We start from the raw sequence: 25731 nt of genomic DNA, 5'->3' as shown, positions 1-25731 counted from the left end.
GAGGCCGTTCCGGTTCCGCCCTCATCCAGAAGCGGAACCGGCACCGTCCCGTCCGCCGGCGGCCCCGCCGTCCGCCCGCGCCGCTTCGGCCCGCCGTACCGGCCGGTCCCCCGACGGATGCGAGGTCCACACGCCCTCCCCGTGGGTCAGACCGGGCAACGCCAGCTGGAAATCCCGTACCTGACGGGCCGGGAGATGCCCGCTGACCAGCCAGGACTGCCGCCCGCCGGTGGTCTCCGCGAAGGTCGCGCCCAGTGCCGCGAGGCGGGCGGTCACCGGTGCCAGCGCGGTGAGCGGGACGTCCGCCTCGAACGCGTGGTACGGCTCGTGGACCCGGGTGCCGGCCCGGCGCAGGGCCCGCCGCAGCACGACGGAGGTGACCGCGCGGAAGTCCCCGGCGGTGCTGAGCGGGCCGACGAAACCGGAGCGGATCAGCACCACCCGGCAGTCCGTCACCGCCCAGCCGTGCAGGCCGTCTCGCAGGCCGGCCAGTGCGGTCTCCTCGACGGCCTGGTGGAAGCCGTGCGGCAGGGCGCCGAGTTCCGTCTCGTAGGCGAAGACCGGGCCGGAGCCGCGGGGGCCCGGCTCGACGCGGAGGCCGACCGTGGCCCAGGGGCCGGTGTGGCCGCGCTTGGTGATCTCCTCGCAGGCCGTGCCGACGCCGCGCGGACGCTCGACGCACACCACCCGGCTGGGCGCGAACGCGGCCTCGATGCCGTGCTCCTGACGCAGGGTGGCCGCGACGATCTCCTTCTGCACCTCGCCGTGCAACAGCACCGAGGTCGCGCCGTCCGGCGCGGGGCGGGCCCGCAGCAGCGGGTCCTGGTCGGCGAGCGCCAGCAGCGCGGCGCGCAGCGCGGCGGCCTGCGCCGGACGGCGGGCCCGCACCAGGGTCTCCAGGGTGGGGGAGGGGAACAGGGCGCTCCCGGCGGGGTCCTCGGGGGCGGGTCCGAGGCGGTCCCCGGTCCGGATGCCGGACAGCCCGCGGAGCACCCCGATGTTCCCCGCGGTGAGCGGCCCGTCGTCGCCGGGCGGCCGGCCGACGACCCGGAGGGAGGTGATCCGTCCGGTGAGGGAGCCGTCGGCGCCGTCCGCCCCGGGCCGGTGCAGGGTGATCTGCTGCCGTGGCCGCAACTCTCCTCCGTAGAGGCGGACATGGGCCGTCCGTTCGCCGTTCGGCGGCTGATGGACGGCGAAGACCGTGCCCCGGGGCGCGGCGCCCGCGCGGGGCGGCGCCGGCGGGATCAGCCCGGCCATGCCCGCGACGAGCGCGCCGACGCCCTGGCCGCCGAGCGCGGAGCCGAAGTACACCGGGTGCAGCGAACCGTCGGCGGTCCGGGCGGCGAGCGCCGCGCGGACCTGTTCCACGGCCGGCCCCCGCCCGCCCGGCCCCGGGTCCGCCCCGGCGCCCACCAGTTCGGCCAGGACCGACTCGTCCACCTCGGCCAGCGTCTCGGCGACCCGCTCGCGGACCCGGGGGTCCTCCAGGGCGTACGGCACCACCTCGGCCCGCGGGGTGCCGAGGCCGGTGACGGACGTCATCGGGACGGCGGCCGGCGCCAGCAGCCGGCGGATGTCCGCGAGCAGCGCCTCGTCCCGGGCGCCGACCCGGTCGATCTTGTTGATGAACAGCAGGGTGGGCAGCCGCAGCCGCCGCAGCGTCCTCATCAGCACCCGGGTCCTGGCCTGCACGCCCTCCACCGCGGACAGCAGCAGGACGGCGCCGTCGAGCACCCCGAGGGCGCGTTCGACCTCGGCGATGAAGTCGGAGTGTCCGGGGGTGTCGAGAAGGTTGACCTGGGTGTCGCCGACGGTGAAGGAGGCGACGGCGGAGCGGATGGTGATGCCGCGCCGCCGCTCCAGCTCGCCGGTGTCCGTCGTGGTGTCACCGGTGTCGACGCTGCCGAGCCGGCCGATGGCGCCGGTGTGGAACAGCAGCCGCTCGGTGAGGCTGGTCTTACCCGCGTCGACGTGGGCGAGAATCCCGATGTTCAGGGTGTGCGAAGGGAGCATGGAAGGGCGATTCCTCGAGAACTGTCGTCCGGCCGGTCGGCTGAGTGGTTCCGAGGAATCCGCGCATGCTCTGCTCCTGAGGCGGGGGAAACGGGCGTACCGGGCCATGGTTCGCCGGTGGTGCGCGCCGCGGCAACCGAATTACGGTCCCGGGCCGCACGGCCCGCGCCGCCGCCCGCCCCTCACCCCGCCGCGAACAACGCCACCGGCGACGGCGCCAGCAGCTCGCTGAGGGCCACCGCCGTGCCGCCCGGCAGCTCGCGGCCGGTCAGCAGTTCGCGCCAGGGCCCGCCCGGCGGCACCCGCAGCAGGGTGTCCCACCAGCCGCCGGTCTCCACCAGGCGCAGCGACAGGCGGGTCACCACCGTCAGCACCCGTCCGCCGCGGCAGAACGCCACACAGTGCTCGGCGGCCGGGCCCTCCGCGTACACCGGCTCGTACGACGCGGCGGCGCCGAACCACCGCGGACGGTCGCGTCGCAGCCGCAGCGCCGTGGCGGTCAGCCGGAGCTTCTCGGCGGACAGGTCGCGCGGCGCGGCGCCGCCGTCCAGCTCGGCGAGCAGCTCCGGACGGAAGCGGGCGGGCCCCCGGTTGTCCGGGTCGACCAGTGCGGCGTAGGCGCGTTCGGTGCCCTGGTAGAGGTCGGGGACGCCCGGCATGGTGAGGTGCAGCAGCGCCGCGCCCAGCACATTGGCGCGGACGTAGGGGGCGAGTTCCGCCTCCAGGGCGGCGAGCGGGGCGGCCGCCGGACCGCAGGGCCCCTTGCGGACGAACTCCGCGACGGCCTCCTCGTAGCCCGCGTTCCGCTCCGTCCACGAGGTGCGCAGCCCGGCCTCCCGCGCCGCCTTGAGGACCGCGGGCGTCACCCGCTCCGCCGCGGCCGGGTCGCCGGGCGCGCCCAGGCCGAACACGGTCTGCCAGGCCAGCCACGACACCATCGGGTCGGCCGGGCCGGCCGAGTCCACCCCGCCGGCGCCGAGGTCGCACACCGCGTCCTCGCCCATCGCCCCCAGGGCGTCCCGCCACCGGTCCGGGCACTCCGACAGCACCGCGATCCGCGCCCGCACATCGGCGCTGCGCTTGGTGTCGTGCGTGGACAGGACCGTGCCGGCCGTCGGACGGTCGCGTTGCATCCGCGCGCAGTACGTGTGGAACGCCTCCGGGGGCAGCGCCGGGTCGCCGGGGGCGCCGCCGACCTCACAGGCCGACAGCAGCACCGGATAGCGGTAGAAGGCGGTGTCCTCCACGGACTTGGCGTGCAGCGCGGAGGCGGTCTGGGCGAACCGCGCGGCGAAGTCGGCGCGGTCCGCGGCCTCGTGGTCCGGGCCGTCGTCCGGTCCGACCTCCGGCCGGCCCGTCGTCCGGCCGCGCGCCAGGTCGTGGATCAGGTCCACCGCCCGCGCCTCCTCGGGCACCCGGAAGGCGGTGCGCGCCCCCGCCGCCGCCGTGCCCAGCATCGCCGCGTCCACCTCGGCCTGCCCCGCGTCCGCGGCGTACGGGCGGTAGACCGGCAGCCGCACCATCAGCTCGCGGACGGCGTGCCGCAGCGCCCACGCCGCGTGGTCGCCCGGCGCGGGGACGCGGGCGCTGATCCGGGCCGCGGTGCGCACCAGCCGCTCGACCTCGGTGGCCAGGTCGTGCGTGACGACCTCGTACGCGGCCCGGCGCACCGTCTCCTCCCAGTCGCCGCCCTCGTCGGCCAGCGGGGTGACGAAGTCCCGGTAGTGGGAGAACAGCCGCCCGGCGCCCTGCGGGCAGACGAACAGGCCGTCGACGCGGCGCAGCGCGTCATAGCCCGTGGTGCCCGCGCAGGCCCAGCTCGCCGGCAGCCGTTCGTCACCGGTGAGGATCTTCTCGACCACCGTCCAGCGGCCGCCGGTCCCCTCCCGCAGCCGTTCCAGATAGCCGGCGGGGTCCGCCAGGCCGTCCGGATGGTCGATGCGCAGGCCGTCGATGACGCCCTCGCGGACCAGCCGCAGCACCGTCCCATGGGTCGCCTCGAAGACGGCGGGGTCCTCGGCGCGGACCGCGATCAGCTCCGAAATGGTGAAGAACCGTCGGTAGTTGAGTTCACTGCGGGCCAGCCGCCACCAGGCGAGGCGGTACCACTGGGCCTCCAGGAGGCGCATCAGCGGCAGCCCCTCCGTACCGGGGCGCAGCGGGAAGCTCTGCTCGTGATAGCGCAGCACCCCGTCCTCGACGCGGAGGTGCCGGGCCTCCTCGCCGAGCCGGCCGCCGAGCACCGGCAGCAGCAGCCGGCCGCCGTGCCCGGCGTCCCAGTCGATGTCGAACCACCGCGCGTACGGGGACGCCGGGCCGTCGCGCAGCACCTGCCACAGCGGTGCGTTCAGCGACACCGGCGCGGGCACGGCCATGTGGTTCGGCACGAGGTCGACGACCAGCCCGAGGCCGTGGTCCCGGGCCGTCGCCGCCAGCGCCCGCAGCCCCGGCTCGCCGCCGAGTTCGGCGCGGACCGCGGTGTGGTCGACCACGTCGTAGCCGTGGGCGGACCCCGGGACCGCCTCCAGCACCGGCGAGAGGTGCAGATGGGAGACGCCCAGCGCGGCCAGGTGCGGGACGGCCCGCTCGGCGGCGGCGAACGGGAAGTCCGGCTGGAGCTGCAGCCGGTAGGTGGCGGTCGGCGACGGACTCGGAGGCTGCGTCATGGCAACACCCGTACCCCGCCGGCGGCCCGTTGTGTCCTCCTCGCCCGGCATTGGTGTCGTTCCTTCCTCCAACGGGACGCGCGCGCCGGCGGTGGATCTTCGTACGTCCGGTGTGTGGGGTGCGGCGCACGGGCCCGGTTAGCGTCTGCCGATGACCGTTGCCATGGCCACCTATCGCCGGGTGCTCGCGCTGACCGGGCCGCTGCTGCCCGTCGTCTCCTTCCTCGGCCGGCTCCCCACGGCCATGTGCCAGCTCGGCAGTCTGCTGCTGGTCGCGCGCACCAGCGGCTCGCTGGCCACCGCGGGGCTGGTGGCGGGCGCGCTGGCGGCGGGCCAGACGGTGGGCGGGCCGCTGCTCGGCCGGCTCGCCGACCGGCACGGACAGCGGCCGGTGGTGCTGGCCGCCTGCTGGTTCGACGCGCTCGCGGTGGCGGCGCTGGTGGCCGCGGCCCTCGCCCGGACCGGGACGCCGCTGCTCGTCCTGACCGGGCTGCTCGCCGGCGCGGCCGTCCCGCAGATCGGGCCGCTGGCCCGCACCAGGCTCGTGGCGCTCGCCCGGCGGGCACGGGCGGACGACCGCCTCGTCAACACCGCGCTGTCCTTCGAAGGCACCCTGGACGAGACGTCGTTCGTGCTCGGCCCGGCGCTGGTCGGGCTGTCCGCCACGGTGGCCCACCCGGCCGTGGCGCTCTCCCTGGCCGCGCTGCTGCTCGCGGTCTGCGGCTCGGCCTTCGCGCTGCACCCGACGGCCGCGGTGCTGCGTCCGTCCGCCGCCGGGCCCCCGCCCGCCCTCGCCGCGGCGTGGAGCCCGGGCCCTCCGGGCGGGCCGGCCGTACCCGCCGCGGGCGGACACCGCGGCCGGGGACGCGGCGCCGGGACCGTCCGCGCCCCGATGCCCCGCGCGGTGCACGGCCTGCGCGTCTCGATGGCGCTGCAGGGCGTCCTCTTCGGCGCCTGCCAGGCCGGCATCACCGCGCTCACCGCACGCCTCCACCAGCCCGACCAGGCCGGACTCGTCTACGCCGCGATGGGGGTGATGAGCGCGGTCGCCGGCGTCCTGCTGGCGCTCGTCCCGGCCCGGATCACGCTGCCGGTGCGGTGGCGGGCGGCCGGGGCCGCGCTGGTCGTGCTGTCCGTGCCGCTGTTGTGGGTGCGGTCCCTGGGCGCGCTCTATCTGGTCGTCGTGGTGCTCGGAGTGGCCTTCGCCCCGCATCTGATCACGGTCTTCGGACTCACCGAACGGCTGGTGCCGGCCGGCCGGCTGGCCGAGTCGATGGCGTTCCTCACCAGTGCGGTGGTCGGCGGCCAGGCGCTGTCCCTGGCCGCCTCAGGACGGCTCGCCGAGGCCCACGGCCCCGCGGCCGCCTTCGCCGTCGCCGTCGGGGCCGCCGCCTCGATCTGCGCACTCGCCCTCGGCTCCCGCGCCGGGGCGTCCGCCCTCCCTACGCCGGCCGCTGCAGCACCAGCAGGCTCCGGCCGATGAGCGTCAGCCGGTCGCCGGCCTTCACCTTGGCGCCGCCGCCGTCCGCCACCGCCCGCGGCCGGTCGGTGTCCACCACGATCTGCCACTGCCGGCCGAGATGCTCGGGGACCATGAACTCCTTCTCCTGGTCGTGGGCGTTGAACATCAGCAGGAACGAGTCGTCGGTGACCGGCTCGCCCCGGGGGCCCGGTTCGGAGATCGAGCTGCCGTTGAGGAACACCGTCAGCGCCTTGGCGTGCACCGACTGCCAGTCGCGCGGCCCCATCTCCTCGCCGTCCGCCGTGAACCACGCGATGTCGGACAGCTCGTCGCGGGCGCCCTCCATCGGGTGGCCCTGGAAGAACCGCCGGCGGCGGAACACCGGATGGTCGCGCCGCAGCCACACCATCTGCCGGACGAACGCCAGCAGCGCCAACTGCTCCTCGTCGCCCTCCGGCGCCTCGTCCGCCCCGTCCGCCGCACCGGGCCCGTCCGCCGCGTCGTCGTCCCCGCCCGGTGCCCGCTGCGGCCAGTAGACCCACGACAGCTCGTTGTCCTGGCAGTACGCGTTGTTGTTGCCGTCCTGGCTGCGCCCGAACTCGTCCCCGTGGCTGAGCATCGGCACGCCCTGCGACAGCATCAGCGTGGCCAGGAAGTTGCGCATCTGCCGGGCCCGCAGCCGCCGCACCCCGGGATCGTCGGACGGCCCCTCGGCACCGCAGTTCCAGGACCGGTTGAAGCGCTCGCCGTCCCGGTTGTCCTCGCCGTTGGCCTCGTTGTGCTTCTCGTTGTACGCGACCAGGTCGTGCAGCGTGAAGCCGTCGTGGCAGGTCACGAAGTTCACCGAGGCCAGCGGCCGCCGCCCGTCCTCCTGGTAGAGGTCCGACGAGCCGGTCAGCCGCGATCCGAACTCCGCGAGGGTGCGCGGTTCGCCCCGCCACAGGTCCCGCACGGTGTCGCGGTACTTCCCGTTCCACTCGGTCCACAGCGGCGGGAAGTTCCCCACCTGGTAGCCGCCCTCGCCGACGTCCCACGGCTCGGCGATCAGCTTCACCTGGCTGACGACCGGGTCCTGGTGGACCAGGTCGAAGAACGACGACAGCCGGTCCACCTCGTGGAACTGCCGGGCCAGCGTCGCCGCCAGATCGAAGCGGAAGCCGTCCACCCGCATCTCCTGCACCCAGTAGCGCAGCGAGTCCATCACCAGCTGCAGCACGTGCGGGCTGCGCATCAGCAGCGAATTCCCGGTGCCCGTGGTGTCCATGTAGTACTGCTTGTCCTCCGACAGGCGGTAGTACGAGGCGTTGTCCAGCCCGCGGAACGACAGCGTCGGGCCCAGGTGGCTGCCCTCGGCGGTGTGGTTGTAGACCACGTCGAGGATCACCTCGATACCGGCCTGGTGCAGCGCCCGCACCGCCGTCTTGAACTCCAGCACCTGCTGCCCGCGGTCGCCCCAGGAGGCGTAGGTGTTGTGCGGGGCGAAGAACCCGATGGTGTTGTAGCCCCAGTAGTTCGTCAGGCCCGCGTCCACCAGCCGGTGGTCCTGGACGAACTGATGCACCGGCATCAGCTCCAGCGCGGTCACCCCGAGCTTGGTGAGGTGGTCGATGACCGCCGGATGCGCCAGCGCGGCGTAGGTGCCGCGCAGCTCCTCGGGGAGCTCCGGATGGCGCATCGTCAGGCCCTTCACATGGGCCTCGTAGAGCACCGTCTCGTGGTACGCGGTGCGCGGCGGACGGTCGTCGCCCCAGTCGAAGTACGGGTTGACCACGACCGACGCCATGGTGTGCGGTGCCGAGTCCAGGTCGTTGCGGACCTCGGGGCGCCCGAAGTGGTAGCCGTAGACGGCCTCGTCCCAGTCGATGCGGCCGCTCATGGCCCGTGCGTAGGGGTCGAGCAGCAGCTTCGCCGAGTTGCAGCGCTGCCCCCGCTCCGGTTCGTAGGGGCCGTGCGCCCGGAAGCCGTAGCGCTGTCCCGGCATCACTCCCGGGAGGTAGGCATGGCGCACAAAGGCGTCGCTCTCCCTCAGCTCGACGGCGGTCTCCGAACCGTCGTCGTGCAGCAGACACAGTTCGATGCGCTTCGCGGCTTCGGAGAACACCGCGAAGTTGGTGCCCGCCCCGTCATAGGTGGCACCCAGCGGATACATCTGTCCCGGCCAGACCTGCATGGGTTGACTCTTCCACTTTCTTCTCGGGCGCTGCGGCGACTCCACGACACACATCCGCGGAACGGAACGAAATCCTTCCCCAACTTTTCGCAACTTCTCGCACACAGAGGGCCTTTCGCCGAATCTCCGCTCAATCGTGGGCAACCTGTCGCGATGTCGGATCGTCCTATTGGTCGGCCTGACCGGAGGACGGACGGAGGTCCGACATGCGTGTCACGGAACGTGACGGCGGGGGAACCGCGCACCAGTTCATGCGTCGCCACCTCGGCAAGGTCCTCGTGGGCACCGCCCTCGCGCTGACCGGCACCGCCCTGATGGCCGCGGTCACCCTGCCCGTCGGCGCGGGCGCCGCCGACGGCACGGTCGCCGGGGCCCGGACCGGCGCGTCCGGCGCCTCCGGCCCGTCCGCGCCCGGACACGACCCGGGGGCGCCGCCCGGCGTCGTCGAGGCGGCCGGCCCCCAGGGGGCGCGCGGCCGGGGACGCGACCCGCTCACCGACGACGAACTCCGCCGCGCCCGGGAGCTGGCGCTGCCGCGCGCCCGCCGCGGCGCCGCCGCCGACGTCACCGGACGGCCCGGACCCGAACCCCTCACCACCGACCTGGCCGAACTCGCCCCCTCGGAAGTCCGGCTCGCCGACCCGCCGCGCCGGGCGCTGGTCTCCTTCTACGACTACGCCGACGACAGCTACGTCACCCGGACCGTCAACCTCACGACCTCGACGGTGGAGTCGACCGACACCCAGCACGGCGTCCAGCCGCCGCCCGACCGTGCCGAGGCCGTCGAGGCGGCCCGGCTGCTGATCGCCGCCCCGCTGGGATCCGGGCTGCGCCAGGACTACCGCGAGGCCACCGGCCGCGACCTCACCGGGCCCGAACCGCTCGTCGTCACCGGTTTCGTCTACCGCGGCCGCGCCGAAGGAGCGGCGCCGGGCGCCCTGGGGGAGTGCGGGAAACACCGCTGCGTCCGCCTGTTCACCAAGGTGCGGAACGGCCCGTGGATCGACACCCGCCGCTTCGTGATCGACCTCAGCGCCCGCACCGTCGCCCGCCTCGCCTGAGCCGCCGCACCGTCTGCCCCCGTCACTCCTCCCCAGGAGCATGTGCATGCCCGTGAGAAGCCCCGCCGGATCCCGCCGCCCGCGCCGCCGCGCCGCGACCCTCACCGCGATTCCCCTGGTCTTCGCGGCGACCGCCCTGCTCACCGGCCCGTCGGCCCAGGCCGCCCCGGAAGCCGCCGGCCCGGCGCCCGCTCCCCGCTGCAGCCCCGCCCACCGCATCACCCGGACGCTCGACGGCGGCACCGTCTGGCGGATGTGCTGGCACTACGAGGGCAACGCCGGTCTCGTCCTGGACGACGTCTCCTACCAGCCCAAGGGCGAACGCGCCCCGGTCACAGTGCTCACCACCGCCAAACTCGCCCAGATCCACGTCCCCTACGACGACGGGGGCAACGAGTACGACGACCTCACCGGTCAGGGCTTCGCCCAGGGCCTGATGACGCTCGACCCCGCCGAATGCCCCGGCGGCACCATCAAAACCGTCCGGGTCCCCGGCGCCTACGACCCCGCACACCCCGACGTCAGCGGCCTGTGCGCCACCACCCGCGCCCGCGGCCACGCCTACCGGATGGGCCCCTACCCCGGGGAGCACGCCAGGACCTACCAGCTCCAGGGCAAGGACCTGCTGCTCTACACCGTCAACAAGGTCGGCTGGTACGAGTACATCAGCGAGTGGCGGTTCGCCGGCGACGGCACCATGACCCTGCAGGTCGGCGCCACCGGCACCGTCTCGCCCAGCGACTTCGACGCCGGCGACGGCCGGGGCGCGCCCCTCGGCAAGGGTGCCAAGGACTACGCCACCAGCCACAGCCACAACGTCTTCTGGCGGCTGAACTTCGGCCTGGACGGCTCCGCCACCAACAAGGTCGAGCAGGTCGACTCCGCCACCACCCTCCGGCCCGGCGGCAGCACCCCCACCATCCGCACCACCCGCACCCCCGTCACCAGGGAGCTGGCCGGGGACACCGGGGCGCTGCGCTGGTGGCGGGTGGTGAGCGACGCCGGCAAGAACCGGGACGGCCACCCGCGCTCGTACGAGATCGTCCCGGGCGCCAGCAGCAAGTACACAGGGCGCAGCTACACCCGGCACGACATCTACTTCACCGAGTACAACAAATGTGAGCAGTTCGCCAGCAACAACCTGGCCAACTGCGGCGACCGGGCCGGCCGGAGCGTCGACACCTGGGTCAACGGCCAGCCGCTGAAACACCCCATCGCGTGGGTCAACATCGGGTTCCACCACATCGCCAGGGACGAGGACCAGGAGCCCATGCCTGTTCACTGGCAGGGCTTCCAGCTCGTTCCCCGTGACGTCACGGCTATGAATCCGCTCACTCCACCCGCACTGTCCGGGCACAACGGGCACTATGGATAAGGGGAGTTGGTAACCGACTCGATCCATCCTGCTGCACCGCCTCCCGCACCGCAGTAGTCTGCCTTGATCGTTGGCACGGGGGTTCGGAAGGCGGTGGCAGGTGAGCGGCGGGCTGGAGTTGCCCCCTGGTGACGAGAGTCATGAGGGCCATGAGGGCGGCTCCGTCGACGCACCGCCCGGCGCGGTGTCCCTGGCACGCCCGCTGGAGATCGGGGCGGAGCTGGACTGGGGCGCCGACGCCTGGAGCGAGGTGCGCACCCGGGCCCGGCGGGCCGGACGCGCCTATATCTGGCTGAATCTCGTCGAGCAGCGGCTGCGGGCCGTCGTCGCGGCGGTCCTGCGGCCCATCTACGAGCCGGTGCACGGCGACGAATGGGTCGTCGCCGCGGCCGGGCCCGCCGGACAGGAGTGGGTCCAGCGTGCGGTCGCCGTCCGCGAGGTCAGCCGCCGCAAGGGCTACCTCCTCGACCCCGCCGACGACAACATCGTCAGCTTCCTGACGCTGCCGCAACTCCGCGAACTGATGGTCCAGCACTGGCCCTGCTTCGAGCCGTACTTCGACGACCGCCGCGAGGTCGAGCTGGCCCTCGACGAACTCGAGGTCGCCCGCAACATCGTCTCCCGCAACCGCGCCCTGTCCGAGACGGTCCTCGCCCAGGCCGAGCGCGCCTCCGCCCGCCTCCTGGACCTCCTCGGCTCCGGCGTCGGCACCCGGATCTCCGGGCGGCTGCCGATCGACGCGGTGGAGGACCTCGTCGGCGACCGCTACGCCGACGTCATCGGGGTGCACTCCGACCGGGTGCGGCTGCAGCGCCAGCTCCCCGCCGAGGACCTCTTCGGCAGCGCCCGCCGGCTCGACGCCGTGGGGATCGGGCTCAACCTCCTGGTCCAGAACTACTCGGGCCGCCGCCTGGTCCGGCTCGCCGAATCCGGCTGCCGCGTCCGCCTGCTCTTCCTCAACCCGGCCAGCAGCGCGGTCCGCCGCCGGGAGCGCGAGATCGGCCTGAAGAAGGGCGAGATGAGCCGGTCCATCGAGATGAACATCCTCCATATGCGGCGGGTGCGCGCCCGGCTGCGCGACCCCGGCGCCTTCGAGATCCAGGTCTTCGACGAGACCCCCCGCTTCACCGCCTACCTCGTCGACGGGGACGGACCCGACGGCGTGGCCGTCGTCCAGCCCTACCTCCGCAAGAGCCGCGGCATGGAATCGCCCGTCCTCGTGCTGCGCGGCGGCGGCCGGGAGGTCGTCCGCCAGGACGCCCGGGGCGCCGGCGACGACGACCACGGCCTCTTCGAGACCTACCGGGAGGAATTCGAGAGCATGTGGGCGGATTCGCGGCCGGTTTCCTGAACGGGTGCCCCGCAGCGGCGGCAGGGGGCTCGGCGGCTTACGGAGTCCCCGTGATCCCGCCGTCGACCCGGAGCTCGATCCCGTTGACGTAGTCGGCGAGCGGGCTCGCAAGGTAGGTGACCGCGGCGGCGATGTCCTCCGGGCGCCCCAGCCGCCCGCTCGGGTTGGGGGCGTACTCGGCGACGATCCTCGCTTCGTCCGGTCCGTCCGCCGCGCCCGTCGCGGAGCCCTCGTCCGCGCCCGCCCGCTCCTCGAACATCCGGGCCATGGAGGGGGTGACGATCACTCCCGGGCTCACGCAGTTCGCGGTGACGCCGGTCCCGGCGAGGTGCCGGGCCAGGCTGGTGGTCATGTTCACCACGGCGGCCTTGGCGGCGGAGTACGCCGCCATGTTGGGCAGGGGGGTGCGTACCGCGCGGCTGCCGATGGTGATCACCCGCCCCCAGCCGTGCGCACGCAGCGACGGCAGGAGTGTCTGGCTGACCCGCACGGTCGGCAGCACGTTTCCCTCGAAGGCGGCCCGCCAGTCGGCCGGCCCCGAGCTCTCCCAGTCGTGCTCGGCGAACGGGCCCGCGTTGTTGACGAGGATGCGGGCCCCGAAGTCGCGTGCGGTGAGGGCGACCTGTTCGGCGACGCCCGGTTCCGTCAGATCGCCGAGCACCACTTCGGCCCGTACGCCGCGGGCCGCGACCTGTTCGGCGACGACCGTCGCGGCCCCCGCGTCCCGCCCGTGGACCAGGACGTCGCAGCCCTCGTCCGCCAGCATGTGGGCGATCGTCGCCCCGATTCCCGCACTGCTGCCCGTCACCAGGGCGCCCTGTCCTGCCAGCCGTAGGTCCATGGCGGCCAGCCTAGGGGTGTCCTACCGGTCTCCGCGGGTCCGCGACGCCCGCCCCGGCCGACGCCGGGCGGGGCCACCGGCCTGCGCGCCTCGCGGGCGGGGGCCATGGCCGTCGGTGGCCGCCCGTGCCGCCCGTCGCGCCGGGCGGCCGGTCGATTGTCAGTGGTGCGTGCGAGAGTGAGCGGGCAACGGGGGAAGTACCACCGAAGGAGGCCGTGTGAGCGAGCGCAGTGAGACAACCGCGGAAGGGCGCGCGCCCGGCGCGTGCGGGACGAGGCGCAGCGAGGTTCCGGCATGAGCTGGCATCAGGAACTGCTGGTCGGCTTCGACCTGGAGACCACGGGCACCGATGTCGAGCAGGACCGCATCGTCACCGCTGCGCTGATCCGGTTGGAGGGGGACGGCCGCACGGCCGCGCAGCAGACCTGGCTGCTCGACCCGGGAGTGCCGATCCCCGGGGAAGCCGCGGCCATTCACGGCATTTCGACCGCATATGTCCGAGAACACGGCCGCCCGCCGGCGACCGCCATAGAGGAGATCACCGAGGCGCTGGCCGACGCCCTGCGCGCGGACATCCCGCTGGTGGTGATGAACGCCCGCTACGACCTCTCCCTCCTGGACCGCGAGTGCCGGCGCCACGGCCTGCGCACACTGACCGAACGCCTCGGCCACGCCCCCGCGCCGGTCATCGACCCCCTCGTCCTGGACAAGCACGTGGACCGCTACCGCAAGGGGAAGCGCGCACTGCAGGCGCTCTGCGGTCACTACGGCGTCCCGCTGGACGGCGCGCACGAGGCGGGTGCCGACGCTGCGGCCGCGGCCGGGGTCGCCCGGCGCATCGGGGAGACGTTCCCGGCCGTCGCCCTCCCGTCCCCCCGCGCGCTGCACGCCCTCCAGGAGCAGGCGGCCGCCGAGCAGGCCGCCTCGTTCCAGGCGTATTTGCGGCGCTCCGGCGACCCGCGGGCGATAGTCGAGCCGGCCTGGCCGCTGATCCCGTACCAGGCCGGGGCCTGACCGCGCGGCAGGTGCCGTCCCAGGGGTGACGCGGGGCGGGCCCGGTGAACCTCCCTCAGGACGGGGCGGCACTCCCCGTCCGGGACGTCCGGTGGCACCCGGCTCCGGGCGCCCGGCTCAGAAGGGGTACCACCGCACCGTCGCGTCCTTCTCGCGCAGCGAGGCGATCCGGCGGCGGAACTCCCCCAGCGCCGCCGGGTTTCCGGGCGCGTGCTGGGACACCCAGGCGCAGCTCGCCGTCTCCCGCGACCCCCGCAGCACGGCGCAGCCCTCCCAGTCCCGTACGTCCCAGCCGTAGACGGACACAAAGGTGTCGTAGGCGTCCGGGGACAGGCCGTAGCGGTCCCGGCTGAGCGCCATCACGACCAGGTCGTGTTCGCGCAGGTCGGCGGAGAAGGTCTCCAGGTCGACCAGCACCGGTCCGTCGGGCCCGACATGCACGTTGCGGGTCAGCGCGTCGCCGTGGATGGGACCACGGGGCAGATGCGGTTCCAGGGCCGTGGCGGCCGCCGCGAACGCGTCCCGCCGCCCGCGCAGATACTCCGCGTCCGGCGCCGACACGGCGTCGCCGGCCAGCCGCAGCCAGCGCTCGACGCCGCCGAGCAGTTCGCGCCGGGGCAGCGCGAACGGCGGCTCCGGCAGGGCGTGGACCAGCTTCAGCAGCGCGGCCAGATCGTCCGGCCCGGCCGGCCGGACGGCCTCCGGCAGCCGGTGCCAGTAGGTGACGGGGTGCCCGTCGACCAGGGTGGCCTCGGTCTCCGCGGCCCGTACGGCCGGCACCCCCTCGGCCGCCAGCCACTGCGCCACCCGCAGCTCCCGCTCGGCCCGCTCCAGGAGTTCGGCGCTGCGGCCCACCCGTACGACCGGTCCGTTGCCGCCGAGGGCGAAGACGGCGTTCTCGCCGAGCGAGAGCAGCGTGGCGTCGGCTGCCGCCTCGGGGCGCCCGGCCGCGGCCAGTACGTCCCGGGCGCGCGCTTCCGTGAAGGCGGCGGGGCTCGGTTCGGTCATCGGGGGCCTCCTGCGGTGCGTGGACGCGACCAGTGTCGCAGGTCGGCCGGGCCGCCCCGGAGGACCTCCCGGAGGGGGAGATCCTCCGAGGAAACCGGCCAGGACCTTGACGGAGGTGGCCGCCGTCACGACGATGACGGCGGCCGGGAGCGGCGCGGCCGGGAGCAGCGGGGCCCGGCCAGGAACAGCCGGGCGCGCGGCCGGGCGCGGCCCACGGGGGAGAGGGGAAGCGATGGCAGGAGTGACGGCCGCGGGGCCGCTCGGCGGCGGACCGGCCGGGCCGCGCCCCGGGGAGCCCCCGCCGTGAGCCTGGCGACCGCGCCCCGGCGGTCCGGCAAGCCGGCCGCGGACCCCGCCGCCCGCACCCGGCGCGACCACGGCGCCTGGTTCCTCGTGCTGCCCGCCCTGATCCCGATCCTGCTGCTGAGCGTCGGACCGCTGCTCTACGGCGCCGGGCTGGCGTTCACCGACGCCCAGTCGGGCCGCACCCGGGCCACCCGCTTCGTGGGGCTGCTGAACTTCTCCGACCTGTTCCACGACACCCTGTTCTGGGACTCCTTCCGGATCGGGCTGGGGTGGGCCTTCGGGGTCACCGTCCCGCAGTTCCTCCTCGCCCTCGGCCTGGCCCTGCTGCTCCACCTCCCGCTGCGGCTGCGCTGGTTGGCCAGGGCGCTGGCGATCATCCCGTGGGCGATGCCGGAGGTCGTCGTCGGCATCATGTGGCGGCTGGTCTACCACCCGGACGCCGGCATCCTGAACGAGACGCTCCGCGGCCTCGGCCTGCCCGGAGCCGACGGCCGGGACTGGCTGAGCGGCCTGGCCACCGCCCTGCCCGCGGTCGTCGTCGTCGGCATCTGGGCCGGGATGCCCCAGACCACCGTGACCCTCCTGGCCGGTCTGCAACACGTCCCACGCGAGCTGCACGAGGCCGCGGCCATGGACGGCGCGGGCGCCTGGCGCGGCTTTCGCGCCGTCACCTGGCCCGCCCTCCGGCCCATCGCCCTCTCCGTCACCGCCCTCAACTTCATCTGGAACCTGAATTCCTTCGCCCTGGTCTTCGTCCTGACCGACGGCGGCCCCGGCGGCCGGACCCGGCTGCCGATGCTCTTCGCGTACGAAGAGGCCTTCCGCTACGGGCAGTTCGGCTACGCCGCCACGATGGGCCTGGCGCTGGTCGCGGTGATCTCGGTCCTGCTGGCGTTCCACCTGGCCGGCCGGCTGAAGGGGGCGGACGACCGGTGAGCGGCAACGAGAGCGGCCCTACGGGGGACGCCTCCACCGTCCGGCGACGGACGGCCACCACCCGCACCCGCCGACGGGGTGTCGCCCCCACCGCCCGGCGCACCGCCACCCGCACCGGCCAGTACGCCGCACTCCTCGCCTATCTCGCCTTCCTCGCCTTCCCGTTCCTCTGGCTGCTGTCCACCGCCTTCAAGCCGCCACGGGAAATCGGCAGCCTCCACCCCACGTGGATCCCCGAGGCGCCCACCCTGGAGAACTTCCGGCAGGCTTTCGCCGAACAGCCCCTGTGGGCGGCCGCGGGCAACAGCCTGCTGGCCGCGGCGGTCTCCGCGCTCCTCGCGATCGCGCTGGCGACCCCGATGGCGTACGTCCTGGCCCGCTGCCGCACCCGGCTGTCGCGGGCGGCCACCGGCTGGGTCGTGATCAGCCAGGCATTCCCGCTGGTGTTGGTGATCATCCCGCTCTTCCTGATCCTCAAGGGGCTCCATCTGGTGGACTCCCGGACCGGCCTGATCCTGGTCTACGTCGTCTGGTCGCTGCCGTTCGCCCTGTGGATGCTGACCGGCTATGTCCGGGCCGTACCGGCCGAGTTGGAGGAGGCGGCCGCCGTGGACGGCGCCGGCCGGCTCCGTACGCTCCTCTCGGTCACCGCGCCGCTGCTCGCCCCGGGAATCGTCGCCACCGCGCTGTTCGCCTTCCTCACCGCCTGGAACGAGTTCTTCTTCGCCCTGGTCCTGCTCAAGTCGCCCGGAAAGCAGACCCTGCCGGTGGCGCTGACCCACTTCCTCGGGACGGAGGGCGTCGCCGACCTCGGCCCGCTCGCCGCCGCGGCGCTCCTGGCCACCCTCCCGAGCCTGCTCCTCTTCGCCGTCATCCAGCGGCGGATCACGGGCGGGATGCTCGCCGGGGCGGTGAAGAACTGATGGGCCACGACCCCGCCCCCGCGCCCCCGGCCCAACTCACCCGGCGGGGCCTGCTCGCGGCCACCGCCGCACTGCCCGCGGCCGCCCTGCTGCCGGGCTGTTCCGGCGACCGGCGACGGCGCACGTCCGGCGGCCGGATCACCCTGCGCTTCCAGTCCCTGGCCTGGCAGCAGGACTCCCTCGCGGCCAACAGGCACCTGGTCGCCGAATGGAACAGGCAGCACCCCACGGTCCAGGTGCGGTACGTCCAGGCATCCTGGTCCACCGTCCACGACCAGCTGCTGACCTCCTTCGAGGGCGGCGAGGCACCGGACATCATCCACGACGCCACCGACGACCTCGCGGACTTCGCCCACGGCGGTGACCTCGCCGACCTCACCGCCCTCCTGCCGCCGCGCCTGCGTCGCGACATCCCGCAGCGGACCTGGGAGACCGCCACGTTCGACGGCCGGATCCACGGCGTCCCCTTCCTCCAGGAACCGCGGGTGCTGATCGCCAACCGCGCGAAACTCCGCCGGTCGGGGGTGCGCCTGCCCACCCCCGAAGACCCCTGGAACTGGGAGGAGTTCGCCCACGCGGCGCGGCGGCTGACCCGCGGCACCGCACACGGCGTCGCCTGGCCGCTGAAGGAACCGGTCTCGGCCACCCTCAACCTCGCCCTGTCCACGGGCGGCCGGATGTTCCACCGCCACCCGGACGGCAGGGCGGAGGTCCGCTTCGACGCCGTCGACCAGGTGGTGCCGCGCACCATCCACGACCAGGTGAACGTCGACCGCAGCGCCTCCCGTACGACCCTGGGAATGGGCGGCTCCGACACCCTCCCGGGCTTCTTCGCCGGGCGCTGCGCGATGGTGCCGCTCGGCTTCTCCTACCGTCAGCAGATCGTCCAGCAGGCGCCCGGGGGCTTCGACTGGACGGTGCTGCCCGCCCCCGAGGGCACCACCCCGGACCAGGGGGTGAGCCCGCAGACTCTGTCGATCGCGGCCGACTGCCCGCACAAGGAAGTGGCGATGGCCTTCATCGACTTCCTCCTCCGCCCGCCGCACATGGTCCGGCTCGCCCTGGGGGACTGGCTGTTGCCCACGGGCCGCGAGGCGCTCAGGGATCCGGCACTGCGGACCGCCCGCTACGACTGGGCAACCGGCACCGCACTCGCGAGCACCCTGCGCGCGGCCCCGGCCCAGTCCGTCCGCGGCTATCCGGAGTGGAAGGACAAGGTCGCCACTCCCGGTCTGCAGGAGTACTACAGCGGGGCCATCGACCTGGACGCCCTGAAAGAGCGGCTCGTCGGGGACGGCAACCTGGTCCTGGCCCGCTATCAGCGCTGAGCGGCCCCGGACGCAGCGGTACGCGACATCGCCCAACTGCCCCTGAAGCAGCCGGATATGAAGGCATCCACACGATGCGTAACCCCCGCGCGACAGCCCGCGTCCGGCTGTGGCGCTCCGTCGCGCCCGACGCCTTCGCCATCTCCGCGAAACCCTCCATTGCGCCTGTGTAAACGGAGTTGAGTCGCTCCGGTTCAACTCCGCGTTCCCTTTGACCACTTCTGAAACATTTCTCGGTTCAGAAGCCTTGTTGGCTATCTCACACGCTCCGACTGGCCTTGAAATTGAACTCATCAATCAGACAGGGTTTCGAACCAGTCCGACGCAGATCTTCCGGTCTGTTCGGGCTATTGCGCAACGCTTTCCCCCCACACCACGAACGAGGAGAATCCTCGCAATGGCTCACAAGCGTTCCAGCAAGAAGCGGCTTGTCACGGCGATATCCGCCGCCGTAGCCGCCACTGGTATCGCCGCCGTCACCGCGGTCACCGCGGGCGCGTCGCCCGCCGCCGAAGGCAAGATCTACGGAGCCGAGGCCAAGGGTGCCGTGAACGGCAGCTACATCGTCATGCTGAAGAAGTCGGTCCGTACCGCCGAGAGCGGTGACCTGGCGTCCAAGTACGGCGGCCACGTCAAGCGGCAGTACTCCTCCGCCATCGACGGCTTCTCGGCAACCGGTCTGAATGAGGACGAGGCCAAGCAGCTCGCTGCCGATCCGGCCGTCGACAAGGTCGTGCAGAACAAGAAGTTCCACATCGACGAAGCCCAGGCCAACCCGCCGTCGTGGGGTCTGGACCGCATCGACCAGACGGACACCAAGGGCGACAAGAAGTACAAGTACCCCGAGTCCGCGGGCGAGGGCGTCACCGCGTACGTCATCGACACCGGCATCCACATCAGCCACAAGGACTTCGGTGGTCGCGCGTCGTACGGCTTCAACGCCATCGACAAGGGCGGCAAGGCCGAGGACGACAACGGCCACGGCACGCACGTGGCCGGCACCATCGCCGGGACCGAGCACGGCGTCGCCAAGAAGGCCAAGGTCGTGGCCGTCAAGGTCCTCGACGGCCAGGGCTCCGGCACCACCGAGCAGGTCGTCGCGGGTATCGACTGGGTCACCAAGAACCACAAGGGCCCCTCGGTCGCCAACATGTCGCTCGGCGGCGGCGTGGACGAGGCGCTGGACTCGGCCGTGAAGAAGGCCATCGACGCCGGTGTCACCTTCGGTGTCGCCGCGGGCAACGAGTCCTCCGACGCCGGCCAGAGCTCCCCGGCGCGCGTGAAGGAGGCCATCACCGTGGCCTCCAGCACCAAGGACGACGAGCAGTCCGACTTCTCCAACTTCGGCAGCGCGGTCGACCTCTACGCTCCCGGCTCCGACATCACCTCGGACTGGAACGACGGCGCCACCAAGACCATCTCCGGTACGTCCATGGCCACCCCGCACGTCGTGGGTGCCGCCGCGGTCTACCTGGCCGGCCACAAGGACGCCAAGCCGGCGGACGTGGAGAAGGCCCTGACGGACGGCGCCACGTCCGGCAAGATCAGCAACCCGAGCGAGGGCACGCCCAACAAGCTGCTGAAGGTCGTCGAGTAACCACCTCGCCTCCTCAGCACCACACGCCGGCCGCCGCGCTCGCCCCCACGGGGCGCGGCGGCCGGCGCCGTTGTGGTGCGGGGGCCGGTTTCGTACGGGGCGTGCGCCGGTGTCAACTACCGCTGGATAGGGTCATGTTGAGGTGCGCTGGCGCACACCGGGGAGCGACGGCACCGCACCCGCCCCCCGCTCGCCCGCACCCGACCAGTGAACGATCCCGACCGACCCGAACGGTGGCAGTCCATGGCAGATCACGACCTGACCGGATTCGACCGCAGCACCTTCACCCACGACGGTGCCACCCGCCGGATCCTGCGGCGCGGTACGGGGCCCGCGGTGATCGTGATAGCGGAAATCCCCGGCATCACGCCCAAGGTGCTGGCGTTCGCGGAACGCGTGGCCGCCATCGGCTGCACCGCCGTGCTCCCGGTGCTCTTCGGGACGCCCGGCCGCGACGCCGACCCCGTGTCCGCCGGGCGGCTGAAGGCGGGGCTCTACACGGCCTCGTCGATCTGGAAGGTGTGCATGAGCCGGGAGTTCACCGTGCTGGCCACCGGGAAGACGTCCCCCGTGGTGACCTGGCTGCGGGCCCTGGCCGCGTACGAGCACGAGCGCTGCGGCGGCCCCGGCGTCGGAGCCGTCGGGATGTGCCTCACCGGCGGCTTCGCGTTGGCCATGGCGGCCGATGAACGCCTGGTCGCCCCGGTCCTGTCCCAGCCGTCCCTGCCGCTGCCCGTCACCAGGAGCCGGGCCGCGCGCATCGACATCTCCGCCGAGGACCTCGCCGCTGTCCGGGGGCGCTGCGAGCGTGCGGGCCTCGGGGTCATGGGCCTGCGGTTCCGCTCGGACAAGTTCGTTCCGGACGACCGGTTCGCCTTCCTGCGCCGCCAGCTCGGTTCCGCGTTCACGGCCGTCGAACTGGACGACGACGCCGCGAACCCCGACGCCGTGATGCCGCCGCACTCCGTGCTGACCGAGCACCTCGTCGACGAACCCGGCCAGCCGACCCGCGCGGCACTGGACGAGGTGCTCGACCTCTTCCGCACCCGCCTGCTCGACCAGCACCACGACGCGCCGGAACAGACGCCGGCCACTCCAGAGGACGCGTAAACGAGGCTTCGCAACCCGACCCGCGTTCCCTGCGGCCCGGCAACTCCCCCGCCTCTTCCCGCCTTTCCTTTCCTCTCCTCCTGCCTCCCCCCCGTCTCCCGCGAGTTATCCACAGGAGGTCGCCTCCGGAACTGCTCGGTGCCGGCTCTCGCTACCGTCGGTGACATGCACGGAGGACTGCCGTTCATCGGCATCAGCACCATGGTCTACGGCGTGATCGGACTGATCACGCTCGTAGTCGGCGCGATCCGCAAGACAGGGGGAGATCGAGTTGCACACCATCACCGTCATCGTGCCCGCTCACAACGAGGAGGAGGGACTGCCGGCCACGCTGGAGTCGCTGGCCAGGCAAACGGTCCGGCCTGACCGGGTCCTGGTCGTGGACGACGCCTCAACGGACCGTACGGGAGAGGTGGCGTCCTCACACGGAGTCACCGTACTGCGCCCGCCGCACAATCTCGGCAGCAAGGCCAAGGCGCAGAACTACGCCCTTCCGCGGTGCTCCACCGACCTCGTCCTGGCCGTCGACGCGGACACCGTCCTCGCGCCGGACTACATCGAGACGGTCCTGCCCGCCTTCGACGACCCGGAGGTCTCGGTCGCGGCCGGCACCGTCCGCACCCGCCATACCCGCACGCTCTGGGAGCGCGGCCGCTCCACCGAGTACCTCTTCGGCTTCCATTGGCACCGCCCCATCCAGGCCCGCGCCAACAGCCCCATGGTGTGCTCGGGTTGCTGCTCCGTCTTCCGGCGCGACGATCTGATGGCCTTCGGCGGCTTCCCCGAACGGACCATCGTCGAGGACATGGACTACACCTGGTCCCAGCAGATCGCGGGCAGACGCGCGGTCTACGTCTCCGATGCCGTGGCCCTCGCCGCCGATCCGGAAGACCTCACTTACCTGCGCAAACAGGTCTGGCGCTGGATGGCGGGCTTCTGCCAGAACGTCCGGCTGCACCTCGGTCGGCTGGTCGTCCGCAAACCCCTGCTGGCGGTCTGGGTACTCCTCGCCCTCCTGGAGATCCTCACCGCACCGCTCTGGTGGGCGACCCCCTTCGTGCTCGCCGCGACGGTCCACGAACCCCTCGCCCTCGCGTTCGCCTGGTGGGCAGGAGCCGAACTCCTACTGACGATCCCACCACTCCTCTACGCCGCCCACCGCCGCAAACTCCCGGTCCTGGGCGTGCTGGCAAACATCCCCTGCGTCTACGCGACCAAGGCCGTCAACCTCGTCTACGCCTGGAAGGCCCTCATCGTGGAACTCCTCCTGGTCCCGCTCCGCCTGTCCCGCGGCCTGACGGTCTATGAGAAGGGCCGGGCCGATACCGTGCCGACACGGACGGCGCTGGCCGGCGGATAACACGCACCGGACGACGACCAGCTATACGGAGCGGCCCCACCCGGTGTTCCCGGCGTCTCGGTATCCCCGGTAGTCCCTGATGTGCCGGGAGGGGCCGGCTCTCTTAAGGACAGAGTGCGCTGCTGTCCGCCGTCGCGCGTGTGCACCGCTACCGGCGAGCGCTCCATACGACGTCACGTTCCTCAAATCCGCCGTGATTCCCAAACGGATCTTCGCCGCCATGCAGAGCGGTGGCTCTCGCACACAGCACAAACCCTGATGTGCTTCTGGACCGAAGGGAGAGAGCGAGATTCCGTTCCCTCCAGATGGGAGCCAATCCTGAGAATTCAAGGATCCGCTGAGCCTCGGCCTCACTTGCCGGGTGGAGCTCAAGCGACTGGTAGTGAGTCGCCAGTTGCATGGCTCTCACACCTTCGAAAAGAAGATCCAGACACGTGGTCTCCGTATCGTCGGGAACCGCACGAAGGAGCAACTGAGAGTGCCCAACACCATAGCGCCAGACCTTGAAGGTGCGCTCGGACCTGAACAGGACAGCAGAAAGGCCGGCGCCATCCGGATCGCTTATCAACTGGATGCCCTCTTCGATACTGGGATGCTGGGTGACACTGTCTCAGACCTGCGGACTCCAACTGACACGATAGAGCTTTCATTGACTTCAGCCCTCTAAATTCATCCGGATCAGGCGGACTTGCCCGCACCCGCTCAGGCAGCGGGGCAATATCCACCGGAGCTCTGGTGGCGCCGCTGAGGGCCGTTCGCGCCAGCCGTCGTACGCCACCTGTACGGGCGCGGGTGCTCGGTCACGAAGCGGAGTCCAGAGAGCGGTGATGGCGCCTGCTGCGTGCGAACTCGATGCCGTACGGGTATCCGAGACTGCCGGACCCTGTGAGCACAGCTGAGGCGGCATCTTCAGCTGCCTCTCGCACCTGAAGGTTGTCGCAATGTCAACGGGCAAGATCGCAAGACCGCAAGTGCCCGGCCCAATATGGACATCGACTTAACGCGAGCGAGGCCCCGGCCTCCACCCCTGCTGCGAGTGGAACAGCGGCACAACGTGAGGGAGTAACCATGACGGATGTGACGGGCCCGGATGACGCACAGCGAATGCGCGTCCCGCACCCCCGCTCCCGGGTGGGGGTGGTCGCGTCGTTCGACTTCGACCGGGACCGGGAGATCTGGCGCTGGGTGCCCGAGTCGGCCTCGCTGTTCATTGCGCGTACCGACCCTGTGCCGTTCTCCGACAACCTCGAACTGGTCTCTTCCCTCAACCGGCCTGGGTGCGTGGACCGGCCGACCCGTGAGGTCTGTGCGATCGGCTCCCAAGTCGTCACCTACCTGTGCACGGCGTGCAGCTTTGTCGGGGGAGCCGCCGGCGAGCGGGCACTTCGCCGGGCCATGCGTACCGCTGGTGCCCCGCAGGCACTGACGTCGGCCGGGTCGGTGGTGGCGGCCTTACATGCCTTGAAGGCGCGACGCATCGCCGTGGTGCACCCCTACGAGCCGCCGGTGGGCAAACGGTTGCGCGAGTACCTGACTGGTGAGGGGCTGGAGGTGGTGTCCCTCACCGACCTCGGCCTGGGCTCCGTTCACGAGATCTACGATGTGTCCTATGAGCAGGTGACCGCGGCGGTCCGAGCCGGAATCCACCCGCGGGCCGAAGCCGTGTTCATCAGCTGCACGGCCCTGCCGACCTACGACCTCATCTCCCCACTGGAGGCCGAGCTCGGCATGCCCGTCGTCACGGTCAACCAGGCCACGATATGGGCGGCCCTGCGCGCGGTGGGTGAACGCGCAGTCGGGCCTCGTCAACAGTTGCTCACGGTGTGACCTGGACGCAGAGCCGCTGCACTCCGGCGCATGCCGACTGGCCTGGTCCGGCAATTCCCCGGCAGACAGGGGGACATGAGCCCTCAGCGCATGCCATTCCAACGCGCCGCATCAGTCGCCCCCTTGGGGCTGCGACCGAGGGAAACGGCACCCCGGTCGAACATTCGATCCCTATCCTGACGGCATGATCGAAGTACCTCTTTCAGCGCTGGAAGTCGCGATGGTGCAGGCGGGTACCCGAGCCGTGGAGACCCTGCGCGACACCACCGCCTTCGCGCAGGAGCTGGAGCGGCTCGGCTACCACCGGATCTGGTATGCCGAGCATCACCACTCGCCCGCCATCGGCGCGTTCCCGCCGATCGTGCTGACCGCGCACGCCGCCGCTTCGACCTCGGCCATCCGCCTCGGTTCGGGCGGTGTACTGGCCCCCAACCACGCGCCCCTCACCCTCGCGGAGCAGTTCGGAACGCTGGCCGCCCTGCACGAGGACCGGATCGACCTGGGAATCGGTCGCGGCCCCGGCACCTTCGACGAGGCCACCGCCCGCGCACTTCGCCGCGGAGCCGGGCCCACGACGGATGCGGAGTACCACGGCGACGTGGCCGCGGTCCTGTCCTTTCTGGTCGACGAAGTGGCACTCGGCCCCCTGCCGGAGCCGTGGCTGTTGGCCTCCAGCACCGCGGGTGCCGCGCTCGCCGCGGAACTCGGCCTGCCCATCGCCGTCGCCCACCACATCCGGCCGGACAACACCCGTGCGGTGCTGGAGCGTTATCGGGCCGGATTCGCCCCGTCCCGTTGGTGCGAGCAACCCCGGGTGCTGCTGTGCGTGGAGACGGTGTGCGCCGAGACGGAGGAGGAAGCCGCGTGGCGCGTCGGACCGATGGATGTCGTCAAGGCCGGGCTCCTCAAGGGCCTGAGCGAGATCCCCTTCCCCGCGCCCGCTGACGCGGCGGTCCATGCCTTCACGGCCGAGGAACGACGGGCACTGGCAGGCTTCCGCGCGCAGCAAGCCGTCGGCACACCGGAGACCGTCGTACACCGGCTCGCGCAACTGGCGGCCGAGACCGGGGCGGACGAACTGATGCTGACCACACCCGTCTACGACCTCCGCGACCGCCTTCGCTCCTACGACCTCATCAAGAAACACGCGGAGGCCACGACGACCGCAACTTAGGAACCGTGCGGGGAGGGATTGCCTGGGGCCCGGAACCCCGCTCGCCGCAGGCGGTCGCCGCCCGCCGATCCGCGTCACTCCGTTTGTTCGCGGTGAGACGGGCCCTCGGCGCAGTCCGCCCACAGCTGCCTGCGGACGCTGAGATGAACGCCCTTCTGGGTGGGCGTCGGTCATCTATCGGGGCCGGCGGACCGATGCCGGGTGCTGGT

Annotated in this window: 18 protein-coding genes; 13 read left to right on the top strand and 5 right to left on the bottom strand. The window is 72.4% G+C overall.

Translation table 11 applies throughout. From position 1 onward, the window contains the following. Window positions 1–21: 21 nt before the first annotated feature. Together otr(A) and treY are read right to left on the bottom strand one after the other, a co-directional pair. Window positions 22–2013: a tetracycline resistance ribosomal protection protein Otr(A) gene (otr(A), locus tag K7396_RS08560; protein ID WP_152104291.1), complete on the bottom strand. Its 1992-nt coding sequence runs from the start codon at window positions 2011–2013 to the stop codon at window positions 22–24. A gap of 182 nt (window positions 2014–2195) precedes the next feature. Continuing rightward, window positions 2196–4679 carry a malto-oligosyltrehalose synthase gene (gene treY / locus K7396_RS08555; protein ID WP_152104292.1) on the bottom strand — a complete coding sequence of 828 codons (2484 nt, stop codon included), beginning with the start codon at window positions 4677–4679 and terminating at the stop codon, window positions 2196–2198. 151 nt (window positions 4680–4830) lie between these two features. Between treY and K7396_RS08550 the strand changes: the two genes are divergently transcribed. After that, window positions 4831–6162: an MFS transporter gene (locus tag K7396_RS08550; RefSeq protein ID WP_152104293.1), complete on the top strand. Its 1332-nt coding sequence runs from the start codon at window positions 4831–4833 to the stop codon at window positions 6160–6162. On the opposite strand, the gene glgX is transcribed toward K7396_RS08550, so the two are convergent. Next, a complete protein-coding gene (gene glgX, locus K7396_RS08545; protein WP_086719832.1) occupies window positions 6122–8311 on the bottom strand; it encodes a glycogen debranching protein GlgX in 2190 nt (729 codons plus the stop codon). The genes K7396_RS08550 and glgX overlap by 41 nt on opposite strands. A 206-nt stretch (window positions 8312–8517) precedes the next feature. On the opposite strand from glgX, the gene K7396_RS08540 reads away from it, so the two are divergent. The 3 genes from K7396_RS08540 to K7396_RS08530 all read left to right on the top strand — a co-directional run bounded on the left by K7396_RS08540 (window position 8518) and on the right by K7396_RS08530 (window position 12098). Continuing rightward, window positions 8518–9372, top strand: coding sequence for a Tat pathway signal sequence domain protein (locus K7396_RS08540; protein ID WP_223659785.1), 855 nt, complete (start codon window positions 8518–8520; stop codon window positions 9370–9372). Window positions 9373–9418: 46 nt separating this feature from the next. Further along, window positions 9419–10747 (top strand): copper amine oxidase, encoded by a 1329-nt coding sequence (locus K7396_RS08535; RefSeq protein WP_086719833.1) that lies wholly within the window; start codon window positions 9419–9421, stop codon window positions 10745–10747. Window positions 10748–10847: 100 nt separating this feature from the next. Next, a complete protein-coding gene (locus tag K7396_RS08530) occupies window positions 10848–12098 on the top strand; it encodes an SAV2148 family HEPN domain-containing protein (RefSeq protein ID WP_086719834.1) in 1251 nt (416 codons plus the stop codon). A 37-nt stretch (window positions 12099–12135) separates the two neighbouring features. On the opposite strand, the gene K7396_RS08525 is transcribed toward K7396_RS08530, so the two are convergent. Next, complete coding sequence (locus tag K7396_RS08525) at window positions 12136–12939, bottom strand: SDR family NAD(P)-dependent oxidoreductase (protein WP_086719835.1); 804 nt, start codon at window positions 12937–12939, stop codon at window positions 12136–12138. 294 nt (window positions 12940–13233) lie between these two features. On the opposite strand from K7396_RS08525, the gene K7396_RS08520 reads away from it, so the two are divergent. Next, window positions 13234–13953 (top strand): exonuclease domain-containing protein, encoded by a 720-nt coding sequence (locus tag K7396_RS08520; protein WP_086719836.1) that lies wholly within the window; start codon window positions 13234–13236, stop codon window positions 13951–13953. 117 nt (window positions 13954–14070) lie between these two features. On the opposite strand, the gene K7396_RS08515 is transcribed toward K7396_RS08520, so the two are convergent. Further along, window positions 14071–14961 carry an aminoglycoside phosphotransferase family protein gene (locus K7396_RS08515; protein WP_086719837.1) on the bottom strand — a complete coding sequence of 297 codons (891 nt, stop codon included), beginning with the start codon at window positions 14959–14961 and terminating at the stop codon, window positions 14071–14073. A gap of 309 nt (window positions 14962–15270) precedes the next feature. Between K7396_RS08515 and K7396_RS08510 the strand changes: the two genes are divergently transcribed. From K7396_RS08510 to K7396_RS08475, 8 genes are all read left to right on the top strand, one after another. Beyond that, complete coding sequence (locus K7396_RS08510; protein ID WP_373866880.1) at window positions 15271–16203, top strand: carbohydrate ABC transporter permease; 933 nt, start codon at window positions 15271–15273, stop codon at window positions 16201–16203. Continuing rightward, window positions 16200–17126, top strand: coding sequence for a carbohydrate ABC transporter permease (locus K7396_RS08505; protein ID WP_086719839.1), 927 nt, complete (start codon window positions 16200–16202; stop codon window positions 17124–17126). The genes K7396_RS08510 and K7396_RS08505 overlap by 4 nt, the downstream gene beginning before the upstream one ends. After that, window positions 17126–18454, top strand: a complete 1329-nt coding sequence (locus K7396_RS08500) for an ABC transporter substrate-binding protein (protein ID WP_086719840.1) — start codon at window positions 17126–17128, stop codon at window positions 18452–18454. The genes K7396_RS08505 and K7396_RS08500 overlap by 1 nt, the downstream gene beginning before the upstream one ends. A gap of 397 nt (window positions 18455–18851) precedes the next feature. Then, complete coding sequence (locus K7396_RS08495) at window positions 18852–20051, top strand: S8 family peptidase (RefSeq protein ID WP_086719841.1); 1200 nt, start codon at window positions 18852–18854, stop codon at window positions 20049–20051. A 243-nt stretch (window positions 20052–20294) separates the two neighbouring features. Continuing rightward, window positions 20295–21161 carry a dienelactone hydrolase family protein gene (locus tag K7396_RS08490; protein WP_086719842.1) on the top strand — a complete coding sequence of 289 codons (867 nt, stop codon included), beginning with the start codon at window positions 20295–20297 and terminating at the stop codon, window positions 21159–21161. Window positions 21162–21432: 271 nt separating this feature from the next. Then, window positions 21433–22521 carry a glycosyltransferase family 2 protein gene (locus K7396_RS08485; protein WP_086719843.1) on the top strand — a complete coding sequence of 363 codons (1089 nt, stop codon included), beginning with the start codon at window positions 21433–21435 and terminating at the stop codon, window positions 22519–22521. Window positions 22522–23589: 1068 nt separating this feature from the next. After that, window positions 23590–24348, top strand: a complete 759-nt coding sequence (locus tag K7396_RS08480; protein WP_086719844.1) for a maleate cis-trans isomerase family protein — start codon at window positions 23590–23592, stop codon at window positions 24346–24348. A gap of 184 nt (window positions 24349–24532) precedes the next feature. Beyond that, a complete protein-coding gene (locus K7396_RS08475) occupies window positions 24533–25522 on the top strand; it encodes an MsnO8 family LLM class oxidoreductase (protein WP_086719845.1) in 990 nt (329 codons plus the stop codon). Window positions 25523–25731 lie beyond the last annotated feature (209 nt).

This window comes from Streptomyces angustmyceticus, assembly GCF_019933235.1.
In the GTDB taxonomy this organism is placed as follows: domain Bacteria; phylum Actinomycetota; class Actinomycetes; order Streptomycetales; family Streptomycetaceae; genus Streptomyces; species Streptomyces angustmyceticus.
This window is presented reverse-complemented; position numbering and strand designations above follow the sequence as displayed.